14 protein-coding genes and 2 pseudogenes are annotated in these 17131 nt (G+C 70.2%); 4 read left to right on the forward strand and 12 right to left on the reverse strand.

Going from position 1 to position 17131, the window contains the following annotated elements; genetic code table 11:
- Position 1: 1 nt before the first annotated feature.
- From ACZ7SW_RS07365 to ACZ7SW_RS07410, 10 genes and pseudogenes are all read right to left on the reverse strand, one after another.
- Positions 2–595 (reverse strand): acyl carrier protein, encoded by a 594-nt coding sequence (locus ACZ7SW_RS07365; RefSeq protein WP_470229532.1) that lies wholly within the window; start codon positions 593–595, stop codon positions 2–4.
- Between the two features lie 238 nt (positions 596–833).
- Positions 834–977 (reverse strand): annotated as a pseudogene (locus tag ACZ7SW_RS07370) (hypothetical protein); the annotation flags it as partial.
- 76 nt (positions 978–1053) lie between these two features.
- Positions 1054–2037: pseudogene (locus ACZ7SW_RS07375) on the reverse strand (AMP-binding protein); the annotation flags it as partial.
- A gap of 78 nt (positions 2038–2115) precedes the next feature.
- The gene (locus ACZ7SW_RS07380; RefSeq protein WP_470229533.1) at positions 2116–2910 is read right to left on the reverse strand and encodes a hypothetical protein; all 795 of its coding nucleotides are present in this window, start codon (positions 2908–2910) and stop codon (positions 2116–2118) included.
- Between the two features lie 902 nt (positions 2911–3812).
- The gene (locus tag ACZ7SW_RS07385; protein ID WP_470229534.1) at positions 3813–4337 is read right to left on the reverse strand and encodes a hypothetical protein; all 525 of its coding nucleotides are present in this window, start codon (positions 4335–4337) and stop codon (positions 3813–3815) included.
- Complete coding sequence (locus tag ACZ7SW_RS07390) at positions 4325–4606, reverse strand: Ada metal-binding domain-containing protein (RefSeq protein ID WP_470229535.1); 282 nt, start codon at positions 4604–4606, stop codon at positions 4325–4327. The genes ACZ7SW_RS07385 and ACZ7SW_RS07390 overlap by 13 nt, the downstream gene beginning before the upstream one ends.
- Positions 4603–5334, reverse strand: a complete 732-nt coding sequence (locus ACZ7SW_RS07395; protein WP_470229536.1) for a 2OG-Fe(II) oxygenase — start codon at positions 5332–5334, stop codon at positions 4603–4605. Before ACZ7SW_RS07395 ends, ACZ7SW_RS07390 begins: the two co-directional genes overlap by 4 nt.
- Entirely contained in the window at positions 5331–5945 is a 615-nt protein-coding gene (locus ACZ7SW_RS07400) for a methylated-DNA--[protein]-cysteine S-methyltransferase (RefSeq protein WP_470229537.1), read from the reverse strand. Before ACZ7SW_RS07400 ends, ACZ7SW_RS07395 begins: the two co-directional genes overlap by 4 nt.
- On the reverse strand, positions 5942–6433 hold the full coding sequence (locus ACZ7SW_RS07405; RefSeq protein ID WP_470229538.1) for an RNA polymerase sigma factor: 492 nt from the start codon (positions 6431–6433) through the stop codon (positions 5942–5944). The genes ACZ7SW_RS07400 and ACZ7SW_RS07405 overlap by 4 nt, the downstream gene beginning before the upstream one ends.
- A gap of 289 nt (positions 6434–6722) precedes the next feature.
- The gene (locus ACZ7SW_RS07410; protein WP_470229539.1) at positions 6723–8186 is read right to left on the reverse strand and encodes a hypothetical protein; all 1464 of its coding nucleotides are present in this window, start codon (positions 8184–8186) and stop codon (positions 6723–6725) included.
- Positions 8187–8493: 307 nt separating this feature from the next.
- Here ACZ7SW_RS07410 and ACZ7SW_RS07415 point away from each other — a divergent pair, with 307 nt between their 5' ends.
- From ACZ7SW_RS07415 to ACZ7SW_RS07430, 4 genes are all read left to right on the forward strand, one after another.
- Positions 8494–9318, forward strand: coding sequence for a DUF4097 family beta strand repeat-containing protein (locus tag ACZ7SW_RS07415; RefSeq protein ID WP_470229540.1), 825 nt, complete (start codon positions 8494–8496; stop codon positions 9316–9318).
- A 29-nt stretch (positions 9319–9347) separates the two neighbouring features.
- Positions 9348–12413 carry an AfsR/SARP family transcriptional regulator gene (locus tag ACZ7SW_RS07420; RefSeq protein WP_470229541.1) on the forward strand — a complete coding sequence of 1022 codons (3066 nt, stop codon included), beginning with the start codon at positions 9348–9350 and terminating at the stop codon, positions 12411–12413.
- Between the two features lie 93 nt (positions 12414–12506).
- Positions 12507–13721 (forward strand): cytochrome P450, encoded by a 1215-nt coding sequence (locus ACZ7SW_RS07425; protein WP_470229542.1) that lies wholly within the window; start codon positions 12507–12509, stop codon positions 13719–13721.
- A 21-nt stretch (positions 13722–13742) separates the two neighbouring features.
- Entirely contained in the window at positions 13743–14411 is a 669-nt protein-coding gene (locus ACZ7SW_RS07430) for a DUF6461 domain-containing protein (RefSeq protein ID WP_470229543.1), read from the forward strand.
- 214 nt (positions 14412–14625) lie between these two features.
- On the opposite strand, the gene ACZ7SW_RS07435 is transcribed toward ACZ7SW_RS07430, so the two are convergent.
- Positions 14626–16077: an amidase gene (locus ACZ7SW_RS07435; protein WP_470229544.1), complete on the reverse strand. Its 1452-nt coding sequence runs from the start codon at positions 16075–16077 to the stop codon at positions 14626–14628.
- A 210-nt stretch (positions 16078–16287) separates the two neighbouring features.
- Positions 16288–17004: a GntR family transcriptional regulator gene (locus ACZ7SW_RS07440; protein WP_470229545.1), complete on the reverse strand. Its 717-nt coding sequence runs from the start codon at positions 17002–17004 to the stop codon at positions 16288–16290.
- Between the last annotated feature and the right edge of the window lie 127 nt (positions 17005–17131).

Below are 17131 nucleotides of genomic sequence, written 5' to 3' on the forward strand. Positions count from 1 at the left end.
CTCACGACGCTCGCGCGGCGTACTGCTCGCGCGAATCGCAGATCAACCGCTCGATGTCGTGCACCGTCTGCACCTGGGGGATCGCCTCGAAGCCCAGGTTGACCCGGAAGCCCAGCTCGACCGCACCCACCAGGCTGAGGACCTTCACGGAGTCGACCCCGGGCAGCTCTCTGACCATCGTGGTGTCGTCGATCTCCTCGGCACGCTCCGCGCCGCCGAGTTCCAGCTTCTCGCGGATCAGGGAGTACAGCTGCTCTCGCTCTTGGGGGGTCAGACGGGGGTCCATGGTTGGCTCCTCTCGAGGGGGTGTGGACGGCGTCCGGTTCGCGGCGGAAGGCGCTTTGCGGTGGAGAACTCCCTGGAGATAGTCCTGCCGTGTCTTGTTCCGGCGGACCTTGCCGCTGGAGGTCTTGGGCAGTTCCCCGGGCGACACCAGGAGGATCTCGGCCACCGGCAGGGACAGCTTCGTCTGGACGCGGCTGCGGACCCGCAGCGCCACCGCGGCGGCGTCGCCCCCGCGGAGTTCGGCGACGATCACGACCTCCTCGGTGGTGCGGCCGGGCCGGGTGAAGGCCACGACGTTGCCCTTGCGCAAGCCGGGCACCTCGGCCGCGGTCCACTCCACTGTCTGGGGGGTCGTGATTGCGCCCGTTGACGATGAGCAGGTCCTTCTTGCGGCTCGTCACGTAGAGGATGCCGTCCGCCAGGTAGCCGCAATCCCCCGTGCGCAGGCCGCGAGGAGTGAAGCTCCGCCGGGTCGCCTCCGCGTCGCCGTGATACCCCGCCGCCACGCTCGGCCCCTGGAAGACCACCTCGCCGATGTGCCTCTCCGGAAGCGGATTCCCGTCGTCGTCCACGACGAGGACGCGGTGGCCCGCGACGGGACGTCCGCAGGGCACGAACGCCACCTGCTTCTCGGAGGCCGCCGAGGCGGCCCTCGCGAGGCCGCGCGTGGTAGGGCTCCTTCTGGATGACATCCGGGGCGAGCGGAACTCCGATCTCGCCGAACGAGATCGCGAGCGTCGCCTCCGCCATGCCGTAACACGGCACCACCGCCCCCGGCCGCAGTCCCGCCGCCGCGAAGTGCGTCGCGAAGGACCGCAGCGTGTCGGGGTGGGTGGGCTCGGCGCCGCAGCCCACGACTCTCAGGCAGGACAGATCCAGCCGCCGCACCTCGTCGGCCGGGGTGTGCTTGACGGCCAGCGCCAGGCCGAAGTTGGGCGCGAAGGTCACTGTCGCGCGGTGGCGGCTCACCGTTTCCAGCCAGAGCCTCGGCGAGAGCGCGAAGCGCAGCGTCGGGAGGAAGGTCACCGGGCAGCGCGCCAGCAGCGGCGCCAGCACGAAACCGACCAGCCCTATGTCGTGGTACATCGGCAACCAGCTCACGCCCCGGTCTCGCCCGCGTTCGAGGCGAAGGGCGCCGATGATGGCCTCGCAGTTGGCGAGCGCGCTGGCGTGCGTGACCCGTACTCCTTTGGGAGCCGCCGTGCTCCCCGAGGTGAACTGCAAGAACATCACGTCCTCGGGGAGGATCGCCTCGGGCTGGGGCGGGTCGCCCGGCAAGGGCTCGGCGAAGAACTCCTCCGGATCGATGATCTGCATGCCGTCCACCGCGCTCAGGAGCGGGTTCAGCAGGTCCGCCAGGCTCTGGGGAATCAGGAGGGCGCGCGCTCCCGCCGCGCGGAGGATGTGGGCGGCGTCCTCGCAGTACGCCTCGAACTTGCCGAGGCCCATCGGCGGGCTCATCGGGACCGGGATGACGCCGACCGAGACCGCGCCCAGGAAGGCGAGAACGAATTCCTGCTGCCCGGGGACGACGAGCGCGACTCGCTCTCCCTTGCGCAGGCCGCTCCGGAGCAGCTGCCGCCCCCGGCGCAGAGCCTCCCGCGACAGCTCCGACCAGCTCACGAAATGCTCGCGCCCGTCCTCTTGGACGAAGGTGCAGCCGCCGTCCGGACGGCCGAGGTTCTCGGCGAGGACTTGCGCGAAGGTCGAAGCCGTCGCTCCTTCGCGAGGCGGCGATTGCGGAAACACCATGGGACCTGCCTGGGGTCAAGGGCTCCCGGGGGCAGCGGCCCCGGGAGCCCGCGGAACACGGGAAGACCTCGAACCGGCTCAGTGCTTCCAGGCGGGGCTCTCGTTGGGCGGTTTCGGGGCGCTGGCCGTGTCTTTCTCCCAGTCGTCCACGTCCTGGCCGTCCCATTTGAGCAGCGTGTCGGCGTGGCGCTTGCACTTCTCGAAGTCGAGCACGCCGTAGCCGCGGTAGACGTAGATAGTCTGATTCAGCTGCTCGTACCCCTTGCCCGATTTGTACTCCATCTCCACCGCGGTCCGGACGGCTCCGAGGTAAAGCGAGATTTGATGGCGCGACAGGACCCCGACCCGCTGGTTGGAGTTCTTCTGTTTTCTCCCCTCGTTCTCGAGCGCCAGCTGGCCGATCTTCTGGATGGTCGTCACGATGCCCTGGAAGTTCTCCGGCGTCATGATGTTCTCGACCAGGTCCGACACCGCTTCGACGGCCTTTTTCAACGAGGTCTTGCTGATGGACGCGTCCCGGTTGTCGAAGGTGTAGGTGAGGAAGAACGGAATCGTGGAGAATTTCTGGAGGAAAATACTCCAAGCGACCGGGTCGAATTTCTCGCTTCCCGGGTTGAAGCCGCTGAGGGTCACGGCCCGGTGCACGATGGTGCTGCCGACAGACTCCCACGAGCCGAACTTCGACAGCGGCCCCAGGTCGGGCAGCAAGCTGTTGTCCCCCGCCGCCTTGTTGCCCACCCCTTGGGCGCTGCCGTCCGGGTCGAACTCCTGGAGCGCGGACCGCGCGGCGGCCTCCAGTTCGGGGAACGACGTCTGCCACAGCGCGATCTCCAGGGACTCCCGGCTCAAATGGGACTGGCCGATCTCGGTCATGACTGCTCCTTGCCCACGGGTGACGACGGTTGAAAGGGGTTCGGCTGTTCCGGGCAGAGCTGTCGCCGGGCGACAGGGCGTAGCTGTTCGCGGCGCGGAATCGCGGAAAACTCAGGGAAGAATATTTCCACCGGTCGGCGTGCGCGAATCGGCGAACTGGCGAGAACCAAGCGCAATAAACATAATGCCAACAGCACGGCCGCGCTCGCCGAGTCGGGTCCGCCACGGCAAACGCGGCCGCGATGGTCTATTCCATGTCAACACCTCTCAGCGATTTTCGATCCGCCCAGGTTTCAGCGCCGCGTTTGACTATGGTCCCCGCCCGGGAGAGGTCAGGGAAAGACCATTGCCACGAACGCCATTGAATGCATCCGTCCGAGTGCCTGTCGGCTACCGGGCATCGCGTTGCCCGGCTTCTCTTTCCTGGCCGGGATTCACCAGATCGAGCCCGTCGCGGGCCGCTCCCCGGCGACATCGCGGGATATCGCTCCGCGAAGAACTCCCCGATCGTGCACAATGGAGAACCCGGACGCACACGCGTAATTTATTCGGGTTCACCATGCATATTCCGGCAGGCTCCCCGAATTGGAGCAGGGCCTGCTCCAACCGAGTAGCAACGCACCGGGGAAGCGGAGATGACCGCTTATCGCCGGGGGGGCTGGCAGGACAGCGACCGAGCAAGTTTCGACGGCCGGACGGATTACCCATGCGGCGCACGCCCCGTCGCGGCCGGAACCGGGCCCGGCGAACTCCGCCGGAGACCTAGCGACGCCAGACAGTCGTCGGCACGTGGCACCGCGAGCCCCTGACCGAACGGAGTCCGAGCACCCATCCGGCAGCGCTCCGGGGCACCGCCGTTCTGCTACGACAACGCCGACCACCGCAGGTCGCCAACCTGGGTATTAGGCCCAGGGAATAGCGCGCGAGGCACCGGCGACGGAGCCGTGCGTCACCCGCCACGAAGCGCCTCCCGCGGTGGCGCCGGCGAGGCCGTCCAGATTGGCGAGGCCGACGAGGGCGAGGGTGCGGGGATCGCCGATCGCCGCTGTCGCCAGGGTGCGGTCCGGGCTCCAGCGGGTGGACCACAGGAGCCGCCGGGTCATCTGCGCCCAGCCGGTCGCCGGTCCGGCCATGATCCACAGATCGGGGTCCGCCGCGGCGAAGCGCGACGCGGGGCGCAGCCAGGACGCCGCGGTCTCGGGCCAGGCGAACGTGCCGAGGGTCCGGCCGCCTGCCCGGTCCCAGGCGGATTCGACCGAGCGCGCGGCCTCGACGGCGCGGGCGGTGCGGCCGGAGCCGATCGCGATGTCCCTGGCGCCGCGGGCCCTGGCGAGCCGGACGAGGGCCTCGACCTCGGCTTCGGTGGCGGCCAGATCCGAGTCGTGCGCCGCGGACCCGCTCAGCAAGGGGCTGTTCAGCATCTCCATGGTTCGCCGTTCTCCCGCGCGGTTTTCCATTTCCGGTACTGGTGTTCGCAGCAGCACCCGCACGGGCGGAAACCGGCCGCGGCCGCGGTGGCCTCGTCGGCGAAGAAGACCCGCTGCCGGACGTAGCCGCCGGAGGCGATCGCGCGCAGCGCGGACGGGCAGTCGAGCCGCCCGTAGATCTTCGAAGCGCGGTGACCGCCCCACCCTCCCTTGGTGCGGGACTGGTAGCGGCGGCCGTCCGGCCCGAGCAGCGTGTAGGTCTTCGTCATGCCGCGTCGTGGAAAACGAGCGCCAGGGTGTGCCGTTCGCCCGATCTGATCGCCGACACCCCGTGCCGGACCGGCGCGGCCGACCAGCCCCTGGCGGACTCGACCGGCCGGTCGCGGGTGGTGAACAGATAGCCGTGCCCGTGCGGCAGCAGGGTCGCCGTGCCCCGGGACTGGGCGCGGGGACGCTGTTCCAGCAACAGGAACTCCCCGCCGGTGTGGTCCACGCCCGGTTCGTTCAGGTTGATCACGACCTGCAGCGGGAACACCAGGTCGCCGTACAGGTCGCGGTGGAGCGCGTTCCAGTCCTTCTCGGCGTAGCGGAGCAGGATCGCGGTCGACTTCCGCTGACCCGCGTCGTGGCACAGGCGGAGCCACTCGTCGAGCGTGTCCGGCCACGGAGCGGGACGGCCGAGTTTCGCCCACCAGTCGCGGGCGATCGGCAGAAGACGCGGATACAGCGCCTGTTTGAGCCGTTCGACCGGCTCCGGATACGGCGCGTGGAAGTACCGGTACTCGCCCCGGCCGAACCGATGCCGTCCCATGTCGACCGTGCTGCGGAACAGCTCGTCCCGCTCGTACAGCTCCCTGATCTCCTCGGTCTCCTCCGGGGCCAGCAACTGCGGCAGCAGCGCGCCGCCGTACTCGTTGACCTCCGCGGTGATCGCGTCCCAGTCGCCCGACTCGACGCGGTCGCGCCAGCGGTCGGTCTTTCGCCGCGCGGTGCTCATGCCGCCTCCAAGGTCAACAGCGCGGTCTTGGCTTCGATCCCGCCGATGTACCCGCCGAGCGTGCCGTCGGAGCGCAGCACGCGATGGCACGGGACGACGATCGGCAGCGGGTTGGTCGCGCAGGCGGTGCCGACCGCGCGGACCGCCTTCGGGCTGCCGACGAGTTCGGCCACGTCCCGGTAGCTGCGGGTCTCGCCGTAACCGATTTCGGGCAGCCGCGTCTGCACGAGCCGCCGGAAGCCGCGCGACAGGGACAGGTCCAAGGGCACGTCGAACGTCCGGCGGCCCCGGGCGAAGTACTCGTCGATCTCCCGCGCGACCTCGTCCAGCCGCTTCGGCGCGCGCAGGACGCGCGGGCTCAGCTTCTGTCCGAGAGTCTCCAGCACCCGGTCGTGGTCCTCGCTGGCGAAAGCCACGCGGACCAGGCCCGCCGGCGTCGCGGCGAGCAGCAGTTCGCCGACCGGCGAGTCCACAGTGGAGTAGGCGACGTCGACGAGCCCGGATCGCTCGGCCTCCCGTTCCAAGCGGCGGTGCAGCCGATCGAGGAGATCGGCGGACACGCGCGTCGACAGCAGCGCGACCAGGTCGTGGTCGTTCCGGATGCCGTTCATGACGATGCTCCTCTCGCGATCGCGCCGGTACGGTTCTTTCTGAGGTTCTTGATGCCGTCGGCGACGGCTCTGCGCGCGGCCTCGACGGTCCCGCCGAGGATCTCCGCGATCTCGGCGTACGGCAGCCCGGCGACGTAGCGGTAGGCGACGGCTTGCCGCTGCTTGTCCGGAAGACCGCGCACCGCGGCCCACAGTTCGCGGTCTTCCAAGCCGGAGAAGTCCGGCGGCCCCGGCTCCTCCGGGATCTCGCCGACCGGCAGCGGATTCCGCTTGGCGGCACGCAGCACGTCGACAGTCTTGCGGTGCGCGATCGTCACGAGCCACGCCTCGACGTTCGCCGTCTCCGGCAGGTCGGGATAGGCGCGCAGGGCGGAGAGAAAGGTCTCCGACCACGCGTCGTCCGCGTCGTGCGGGCCGAGGACGACCCGGCAGACGCGCAGCACGGTCGCGCCGTGCCGCGCGACTATGTGCTCGAAAGGCAGTTGCATGTCCATCCCGCTGAAGACGTGTTCGGGGCGGCCGCGGTGAGATCGCCGGTCGCCACGAGCGTCCCAGAGATCGCCCGCGGCGACCGGAGCGATCGGCCTGGCCTCGACGGCGGTGTGCTCATTCGCGTTTCCCCTCTTCCGCCTTGTAGACGCGCGCGGCCCGCGAAACGTGAGACGCGAAAACGAGCAAAGTCGCCGCTCGAAGCCCAGCGGCGACTTTGCTCGTTCTCCGGATCTCGGCCGGGTTGCCGCGCCCGGCCAGCTCAGCGCGCCTCCACCACAGCCGTCCTCATCCCACCCGCGCGGCCCCCTGGCAGCCAGCCGGATCGCAATCGTCGGGACGGTTGCCGGTGATGGTGGCGTGGTCCAGCTTCACCGTGTTGCCGGAACCGACGTGCATCCCGCCGCCCCTGGACGCGGTGTTCCCGGTGACGACGGTGTCGGCCAGCACGTGTGCCGTGGCGCCGTGGACGCTGGAGACCGCGATGCCTCCGCCGCTGCCGTCCGCGACGTTGTCGGCGATCCTGGCTCCGGTTATCCGGAACTGCGCGGCCGGGCGCTTCCGAGTGCTGTGCAGGCCGACGCCTCCGCCGTCTTGCCCGGCGCGGTTGCGGGCGATCAGGCCGCCGGTGACGGTCAGCTCGCCGATGTGGTCGTAGACCCCGCCGCCGAAGCCGGGGGTTCCCGGCCGGACGGTGCCGGGCGAGCCGGTGCGGTTGTCGGCGACCGTCGTGCCGTCGAGGGTCGCCGCGCCCGCGCCGGTCCAGATTCCGCCCCCGTCGCCCGCGTTTCCGTCATAGCCGCGGGTCGTGCCGGTGCCTCCGGCGCCCGCGTCGCCGGAGGTGTTGCGGCACACCGTGCTGCGGGCGAACGTGGTCTCGCCCGCGACGTAAGCCCCGCCGCCGTTTCCGCCGGGGCCGCCGTGACCGGCGGATCCGCTGGGCGAACCCCCGACCGGCCCGCCGATCCCGCCGCGGCCGGCCTTGTTGTCGCACACGGCGCTGTCGGCGACAGTCGTGCGCTGGGTGCTCCAGATCCCGCCGCCGTTGCCGCCGTGCGCCCAGCTGTCTCCCTCAGTGCCGGGAGCTGTCGAACTGTCTCCGCCGCTCCCGGTCCGGTTTCCGCCGACCGAACTGTGTTCGACCGTCAAGGCGCCCTGGCGGACCGCGATTCCGCCGCCGTTGCCGCCCGAACCGGCGAAACCGCCCGTGCCAACCCTGGCCCAGGGCCCGCCGTTGCCCGTGGCGTTGCCGGCGACCGTGCTGTCGGTGACCGACAGCGTGCCGCCCGAGCTGAACACGCCGCCCCCGGCCCCGCCGTCAGCGGCGGGCGGGCCGTCACCGGTGGAATTGCCGCGGATCGTCACCCGGACCAGAGCCAGCGCACCGGTGTTGAGAATGCCGCCGCCGTCTTCGCCCGGCGCGGTGCGGCCGCCGGTGACCGAAAGATCGGAAATCGACACCCCTGCCGCGTCGGTGCGCAGAATGCGGAACGGCGCGGCGGTCTGCGTGCGGGAGATAGTGGCGTGATGGCCGTTTACGGTCGTCGGCGCGGTGAGCGGGGGAAGCGCCGCGGTGAGCTGGTACGTGCAATTCTCCGTCAGGTCGAGCGAACTGCCCGGATGCGCGTTGGCGGCCGTGATGGCGGAACTGAGGCTGGCCGCGTCGCAAGGGACCGGCGCGACGGCCGTCCCGGACGTCGACAGCACGCCGGCCGCCAGCACGCTCGAACCCAGCAAGGAACGAATCACCACGACTTATCCCCTTTGCTCGCGAATACTTTCTGGCGGACCGCAGTTCACCACAACCGGGGATCGCCGAAAGCGATTCCGCGGCGAATTGGGCCGAGTGGCGCAGGAAATCCGTTCCCTTTCGCTGGCGTTCGCATTGTTCTCGATCACTATTTCTTATCGTCGGCGGGTATCGCAGGGGGCTTCAGCCCGCCCTGACACCGGTGCTGACACGGGCTCGTCCCCGGCGTCTGAGCCGTGACAGCCGCGTGTCCGCCCAGCGGGCGAATGTGGTCACAACGAACCGCCAAGCAAGCCAGGGAGACCGAAAATGTCCACGTTCACCACCCCCGCCCCCATCACCGCCGCCCTGACCACCGCCGGTGCCCGAGTCCGGATCGCGGCCAGCGAGCGCACCGACACCGTCGTGCGGGTGCAGCCCGTCAACGCGGCGAACCCCACCGACGTGAAGGTCGCCGAGAGGACCAAGGTCGAGTTCGCCGACGGCGTGCTGTCGGTCAAGACCACCAAGTCCGGCAGCCAGACCGGCTCCGTCGACATCGCGATCGAACTGCCCGCCGGGTCCAAGCTCGTCCTGAACACGGCCTGGACCGAAGTGCGGGCGGACGGCTCGCTCGGCGACTGCGAGGTCAACATCGGCTCGGGCCAGGTTCAGCTCGACCGGGTCGCGGCGCTGCGCGGCAACCTCGGCGCGGGCGGGCTCGCCGTCGGCCACGTCGCCGGCGAGGCGGTCATCGAGGGCAGCACTGCTGGCCTGCGGATCGGCGAGGCCGACGGCGAGATCCGCTACCAGGGCACGAGCGGCAAGGTCTGGATCGGCCACGCCCGGTCCGACGTCGACCTCGGCGGGTCGAACGGCAGCTTCGACATCGGCACCGCGGACGGCAGCGTGATCGCCAAGGCCGCCAACTGCCCGATCCGGATCGGCCGGGTCGCGCACGGGCAGGTGGAGCTGTCGAACGCGGCGGGCGGCATCGAGGTCGGCATCAGTGCGGGCATCGCCGCCGACGTGGACGCGAAGAGCACGAAGGGCCTGGTCCGCAGCACGCTCGGCACGCCGGACGGCGCTCGCGGCACGCTCAAGGTCCACGCTCGCACGCGGCTCGACGACATCGTTCTCTATCCCGCTGCCTGACCACCCGATCGGATGGCAGGATCGAGCAGGTGCAGATCAAGATCCTGGGTCCCTTCGAGGTCCTCGACGGCGACCCGGCCGACGTTCCGGGCGCGCGGCTGCGCGGGCTGCTCGTCGCCCTCGCGCTCCGGCCGGGCCAGGTCGTCCCGAAGGCGACGCTGATCGACTGGATCTGGGGCGAGCACCCGCCCGCCGACGCGGCGAACGCCTTGCAACGCCTGGTTTCCCGGCTTCGCAAGGCGTTGCCGGGGGCCGTCGTCGAAGGGCTGACCGACGGCTACCGGCTGGCGCTCGACGCGGACGAGGTCGACGCGGTGCGCTTCGAGCGGCTCGTCGCCCAGGCCCGGGAGGACCACGGGCCCGGGCGGCTGCGCGAGGCGTTGGAGTTGTGGCGCGGTCCGGCGATGCAGGACGTCGGCTTGCAGGACAGCGAGGCGTTCGACGCGGCGGCCACGCGGCTGGAAGCCCTCCGCCTGGCGGCGATGGAAGACCGGTTCGAGGCAGAGCTCGATCTCGGGCACGGCACGGACCTCGTGTCGGAATTGACCGACCTGGTGGCCGCGCATCCGGTGCGGGAGAGGCTCGTCGCCGCGCTGATGCGCGCGCTCGCCGCCGCCGGCCGCAACACCGAGGCGTTGCAAGCGTTCCAGCGCCTCCGGGAAACGCTGGCCGACGAGCTGGGCGCCGACCCGTCGCCCGAGCTGTCCGCGTTGCACGTCGCGCTGCTGCGGGGCGAGGTGGGACGGCGCGAGGAAAGCCGCAAGACCAACCTGCGCGCCGAGTTCACCAGCTACGTCGGCAAAGAGGCCGATGTCACCGCGGTCCGCGACCTGGTGTCGCGACATCGGCTCACCACCCTGATCGGCCCCGGCGGATCGGGAAAGACCCGGCTGGCAACGGAAACCGCCCGCACCCTGGTCGCCGATCTGCACCACGGCGCCTGGCTGGTGGAGCTGGCCGCCATCGGAACCGGCGACGACGTCGCACAGACCACGCTGTCCGGGCTCGGCCTGCGCGACGCGCTGCTCGGCGAAGCGTCCGCCGCGGATCCGGTCGACCGGCTGGTCTCCGCGATCCGCGACCGCGAAATGGTGCTGGTGCTCGACAACTGCGAGCACGTCGTCGAGTCCGCGGCCGCCCTCGCGCACCGGCTGCTCGGCGAGTGCCGCGGGCTGCGGATTCTCGCGACGAGCCGGGAACCGCTGGCGATCACCGGAGAGGCGTTGTGGCCGGTCGAACCGCTCGCGCGGGCCGAGGCCGTCCAGCTGCTGCGGGACCGGGCGACGACACGCCGCCAGGACCTCGCCGACGACGCGACGCTGGCCCGCATCTGCACCGCACTGGACGGGATGCCGCTCGCGATCGAACTCGCCGCGGTCCGGCTCCGCACGCTCTCCGCCGAGCAGCTCGCGGACCGCCTCGACGACCGGTTCCGGCTGCTGACCGGCGGCAGCCGCACCGCTCTCCCCCGGCACCGGACGCTCCGCGCGATGGTCGACTGGAGCTGGGAACTGCTCAGCGACGGCGAACGGCTCGTGCTGAGCAGGCTGTCGGTGTTCGCCGGCGGCGCGAGCCTGGAAGCGGCGGAACGGGTCTGCGCGAGCGACTCGGTCGACGAGTACGAGGTGCTGGACCTGCTCACCGCGCTGAGCGACAAGTCGCTGCTCGTCGCGTTCGGCGAAGACGCGCCGCGGTACCGGATGCTCGGCACGATCAAGGAGTACAGCGCCGCACGGCTCGCCGAGGCCGGGGAGACCGACCTCGCCCGGCAGGCGCATCTCGCGTACTTCACCGAACTGGCCGAGACCGCGGAACCCCGCCTCCGACGCGGTGAGCAACTGGAATGGCTCACCGTCCTCAGGGCAGAGCACGACAATCTCGTCTCGGCGATGCGCGGCGCGCTCGCGGCCGGCGACGCCCACGCGGCGATGCGGCTCGCCGCCGCCTGCGGCTGGTACTGGTGGCTCGTGGGCCGCAAGGCCGAGGGCATGGAGCTGATCACCGCCGCGATCGCGACTCCCGGCGAGGCCCCCGACGAGATCAAGGCCGTGGTGTACGCCCTGACCTCGATGTTCATCACGTCCGGGCCCGGCGACGTGCCGGAAGCCGCGGAGTGGATCCACAAGGCGTACGAGTTCGGCAAGCACGGCCGGCACTACCACGCGGCGCTGCGGCTGGTGGTTCCGCTGGAAATGATGCTGGGCGACCTGGACGCGCTCCTGCCGGCCTGGGAGTCGCTGCTGGACGACGAGGATCCGTGGGTGCGCGCGTTGTCCCGGCTGCACATCGGCAAGCTGCGGATGATGCTCGGCCAGGACTGCGAATCCTGGTTCGACGAATCCCTGGTCGAGTTCCGGGTGCTCGGCGAACGGTTCGGCATCTCGTTCGCGCAGACCGAACTCGCCGACTGCGTCGCCATGCGCGGCGAGTTCGCCGAGGCCGGCGAACACTTCGACCAGGCGATCGCCGTCGTCACCGAACTGGACGCGCTGGACGACGTCGTCCAGATGCGGATGCGGCAGGCCCGGCTGTACTGGCTCGCCGACGACAAGGAAGCCAGCGCCGCCGCGGTGGCCGAGGCGGAAAATCTCGCGGAAGGCGTCACGTGGCCGGGAACGCTGGCCTCGCTCGCGCTTGTCCGGACTGAACTGGCCCGGTGGAACGGCAACGAGAGGGAAGCGTTCGACCAGTTCGGCCAGGCGATGAGCCTGTTGGGAGAGGAAGCCCGGCAACCGCATCTGCGGGCCGCGAGCCACGACCTGCACGCGTGGTTCGCCGCCGATCTCGACGAGGCGCGCGAACACCGTGCCGCGGCCTGCGACGCGGCCGCGGAAACCGGACGCGCGCCCGTGATCGCGCAGATGATCGTCGGGGTCGCTGACCTGGCCGCGCGGCGCGCGCAGTACGACCACGCCGCGCGGCTGGTGGCGGCGAGCGCGCAGGTGCTCGGCCGGAAAGACCGGTCGAACCCGGACGCGACGCGGATCGAGCAGGAGGCGCGCACCCACCTCGGCGACGAAGCGTTCGACCAGGCCACACGGGAGGGCGCAGCGGGCGAGTGGACCGAACTGGTCGCGGCGCCGCTCGCGCGCTGACGCGGCGCCCGGCCCGTGTCAGCGCCGTGACGGCCCGGTGTCTGGGCTCTCGGAGATCGTGGTGACATCAAGCCACCACGAGAGGATTTTCCGATGAGCCAGCAGGTTTCCCCGGTCCACGGCCTGCCGATGGACCGCGACGCCGGCCCGTTCGACCCGCCCGCCGCGATCACCGCGCTGCGCGAGACCCGCCCGGTCAGCCCGATGCTCTTCCCCGACGGCCACGAGGGCTGGCTGATCACCGGGTACGACGCGGTCCGCCAGGTGATGTCCGACGCCCGGTTCAGCAGCCGCCAGGACCTCGGCGTGCTCCACATTCCGTACGAGACGCCGGGCATGCCGGTCGCCACCGAGCCGTCGCCGCAGATCCCCGGCCTGTTCATCAGCATGGACGCCCCCGACCACACCCGGTTGCGGCGCAAGCTCACCGGCGCGTTCACCGTCAAGCGGATGAAGCAGCTCGAAGACGGCATCATCGCGATCACCGAACAGCAACTGGACGCGGTCGCGCGGCTGGCGCCGCCGGTCGATCTCGTGCGGGAGTTCGCGCTTCCGGTGCCGTCGCTGGTGATCTGCGAGCTGCTCGGCGTTCCCTACGCCGACCGCGAGACCTTCCAGGCGAACTCCTCGAAGTTCATGGAACGGGACGTGAACCTCGAGGACAAGATGGCCGCGTTCGGCGCGATGATGGGCTACCTCGGCCAGCTGTGCACCGACAAGCGCGCCGAACCCGGCGAGGACATCCTCTCCGACCTGGCCCGCGACGAGGAGCTCAGCGTCGAAGAGCTGACCGGCATGGCGTTCCTGCTGTTGCTGGCCGGCCACGAGACCACCGCGAACATGCTGTCGCTGGGCACCTTCGCGCTGCTCGAGAACCCCGGCCCGCTGGCCGAACTGCGCGCCGACCCGGCACTGTTCTCCAACGCGGTGGAAGAGCTGATGCGCTACCTGTCGGTGGCCGACATCTTCTACCGCTATGCGACGGAGGACGTCGAACTCGGCGGCGAAACGATTCCGGCCGGTTCGACTGTGGTCGTGTCGCTGCTCGCCGCCAATCGCGACCCGGAGCGCTTCGAGAACCCCGACACGCTTGACGTGCACCGGAAGGTCCGGGGGCAGGTGGCGTTCGGGCACGGCATTCACCAGTGTCTGGGGCAGCAGTTGGCCCGCATCGAGATGCGGGCCGGGTTCGAGGGGTTGCTGCGCCGCTTCCCGGACCTGCGGCTCGCGGTTCCGGCGGAGGAGGTGCCGTTGCGGACGAATATGAACATCTACGGGGTGCACGAACTCCCGGTCACCTGGTCCTGACTGTCCGTTTAGGAGCGCACGATGAACGAGACGTCACCGGTCGACGCGCGATACCGCCTCGATCCGGACTGGGCGTGGCTGGCCACCCCGGCCGGTGTCGTCCTCGACGGCGGAGCCCTGACCTTCGTGCGCGGCATGGCCCCGGCCGAGGTGTTCCGCACCTTCGACCTCGACTCCGGCTCGGCACGCGTCATGACCGCGGAGCAAGCACTCGCCGACCCGGTGCTGAGCACGGCCGGGTTCCTCGACGGACCGCAATGGATCCGCGTCGCCGAGTCGGGCGGGTGGACCGTCGCCGTGGAGCACATCCAGCAGAAAACCCACATCGACTACATCGCCGGGGAGCTGGCCAGGAACACCGACGTCGTCTTCATCGCGGCGAACGAAGACGACCCGGCGGTGGTCAGCTACCTCTCGCACGGCGATCTCGTCTTCACCTTCACCTGCGGGGGCGGGTACGACTCCCGCGGCGGCACGCACCCGCGCCTGTTCGACGACGAGATGGTCGATTCCGGCCTCATCGACTTCGCGTCGGACGCGGCGATCGCCGACAGTTCGATCGCGATGATGGCGATCCTGGGACGGCGACTCGGATTCGCCATCGCTCCGGAAACGATCACCGGCCCGCTTCCCACTGCCTGCCGCACGTACCGCTACCTACCCCCGCCGCCGGGCCGCGACCCCCGTTGACCGCTCGGGCGGCCGCGCAATCGGGTTCTTCCCGAGACCGGGACTCGCGGCCATTCTCCTGGCGACCGGGGCGACGCGGCTCCTCTGCACCGAGGTGTTCTCGCCGTTCTGGGGCCAGCACGGGATAGCAGGCCGAAAAACGGGATGGAAGGGTTCCCGCGGCGACCTCGGTGTTCGCCTCGACCGCGGAGCCTTCGAGGCGAACACCGATCCCCTACTTCGGCGCCTGGAACCCGCCGATCCGCTCCTCCAGCAACTCGGCGAGCTTCAACGGTGTCCGGTCCTCGAACATCGGCCCGATCACCTGCACTCCCACCGGCAAGCCCTCCGGTGACAGGCCCGCGGGCATCGCCGTGGCGGGCAAGCCGGGCATGGTGGCCAGGCCTGCCCAGACGAGCTGGTCGAAGAACGGGTACTCGACGCCGTCGATGCCGAGCCGGCACGCCAGCAGGTCGGGATTGTGGTCGTGCGGGAACGCGGGCGTCGGCGTCACCGGGCACACCACCGCGTCGAACTCGGTGAACAGCTGCCGCCAGCCGTGGCGGTGGAGTTCGCGGCGGTTGTTGACCTCCATCCAATCGCGGTGGGTGAGCACCATTCCGCGCAGGCGGGACGCGTCGAGGGACTGGTCGTCGGCGCTCAGTCCGGCCGCGCGGGTCTGCAGTTGCTCGTACGCGTCGACTGGGAAACGCGCGACGGAGCCGGAGAACAGCAGTTGGGTGTAGAGCGTCGCGGCTTCGGTCAGGTCGGGAAGCAGCGGGCTGTGCCGTTCGACGCGGGCGCCGCCGTCGGCTAGTGCGTCGGCTACCCGGTTTACGCCTGCGCGCACCGCGGACCCGGTCGGGATGAGCGGGTGGTCTTCGAGGATCAGGACCCGGAAGTCGCTCAACCGCTCGTGGCGGGCGGGCGGCAGGGCTAACTCGTGTGCCACGCCGTAGGTCAGCGGGTCGGGTCCGGCCATGACGTCGAGCAGGAGCGCGAGGTCCCGGGCGGTGCGCGCCATCGGGCCGACGACGGCGAGGTCCAGGTCGACCGGCAACGCGGGCGCGGGCGGTGCGACCATGCCGCGGTTCGCCACCAGTCCGAGGGTCGGCTTGTGCCCGTAGACCCCGCAGAAATGCGCGGGGGTGCGCAGCGAGCCGCCGATGTCGGAGCCGATGGACAGTGCGCCGAAACCGGCCGCCAGTGCTGCCGACGATCCGCCGGAGGATCCGCCGGGGGTGCGGTCGTGGTTCCACGGGTTGTTGGTGGTGCCGTAGACCGGGTTGGAACTCTGCAAACCTTGCAAGCCCAAGGGCACGTTGGTCTTGCCCAGGATGACCGCGCCGGCGGACTTGAGCCGCGAGACCTGTACGGCGTCCTCGGCCGGCATGAAGTCCCGGTGCTGCGGCATGCCCCAGGTCGTGGGCAGCCCGGTGATGTTGTAGCACTCCTTCACGGTCACCGGGATGCCGAGCAACGGCCGGTCTTCGCCGCGGGCGCGCGCCTGGTCGGCGTCGCGGGCGGAGGCGCGCGCACGGTCGAAGTCCGGCACGCAGATCGCGTTGAGCGCCTTGTCTTCCCGCTCGATGCGGGCGATCGCCTCGTCGGTCAGTTCCGCCGACGTCACTTCTCCAGCACGCAAGGCGGCCGTGAGTTCTTCGGCCGAGTGAAAGTTCCGCTCCATGAATTTGACCGTAACGGGTACCTGGAGAAGCCATAAAACGCGAATTTGCACAACGGGGCCAACGCTCGTCGCGAGTGATCGTCCACACTGGACGGGCGGGGCCGGGTCGCGGGTGCTGCCTGGCGCGACGGCCGGTACGTCCGCATCGCGGTCACCGACGCCCTCCTCGCCAGAGACATGGATCAGAAACCGGCCTGAAGCCCCAGCCGGTCAGTGGTCCCAGAATCCTTGCTGCTCAAGCAAAGCGACCGCGCGTTCGCCCGCGTCGGCGAGGTGTTTCTCCACGAGCGAGCGCGCCCGGGCGGCCGAGCGCGCGGACAGCGCGTCGAGGATCAGCCGGTGGTCGGCCCGTGCCTTGTCCGGCCAGTCCTCGTGCGCCTCGTAGAACCCGTGCGACACCGTCTTGCCCAGGATGCCGAGGAGCGAGAGGAGCCGGCGCGAGTCGGCGGCGTAGTTGATCCGGCGGTGGAATTCGAAGTTCAGCCGTTCCTGGTCGGCACGGTCCACTGCGGACTCCATCCGGTCCGCCAGATCGTGCAACGCCTGAAGGCTTTCCGGGGACAGGTTCTTCGCCGCGCGCTCCGCGGCCAATCCGGACACGACGCCGAACACCCGGAAGTGGTCCCGGATGTCGTCGCGCGTCATCCGGGCGACGAACGCGCCGCGGCGGGCGATGTGCTCGACGACGCCCTCGTGATCGAGGGTGATCAACGCTTCGCGGACGGGCAGTTTGCTGATGCCGAGCTCGTCGGCGAGCGCTTCCTGGTCGATCTTCGCGCCCGCGCGCAGCTGGCCGGAGAAGACCCGTCGCCGGATCTCCTGCGCGGCCATCGCCTTGAGGTTCGCCGGGCCGGTGCGGCGCGGTCCGGCACTCGCGGTTCCGGGCATCGCCACGGCCTTCTCCCATCCTTGCGCCGACGGTTGCATCGGATGAAGTATTACACGACCGTGGCACGATCCGGCGGTCCCTTCCGCCTTGTCGCGCGGTCCAGATACCGGCAAAATCCAGGTTCCACCTGCAGGTTCTCCGTCACCAGGCGGTCGCCCGACAGTG

The organism is Amycolatopsis sp. NPDC114484 (assembly GCF_055633755.1).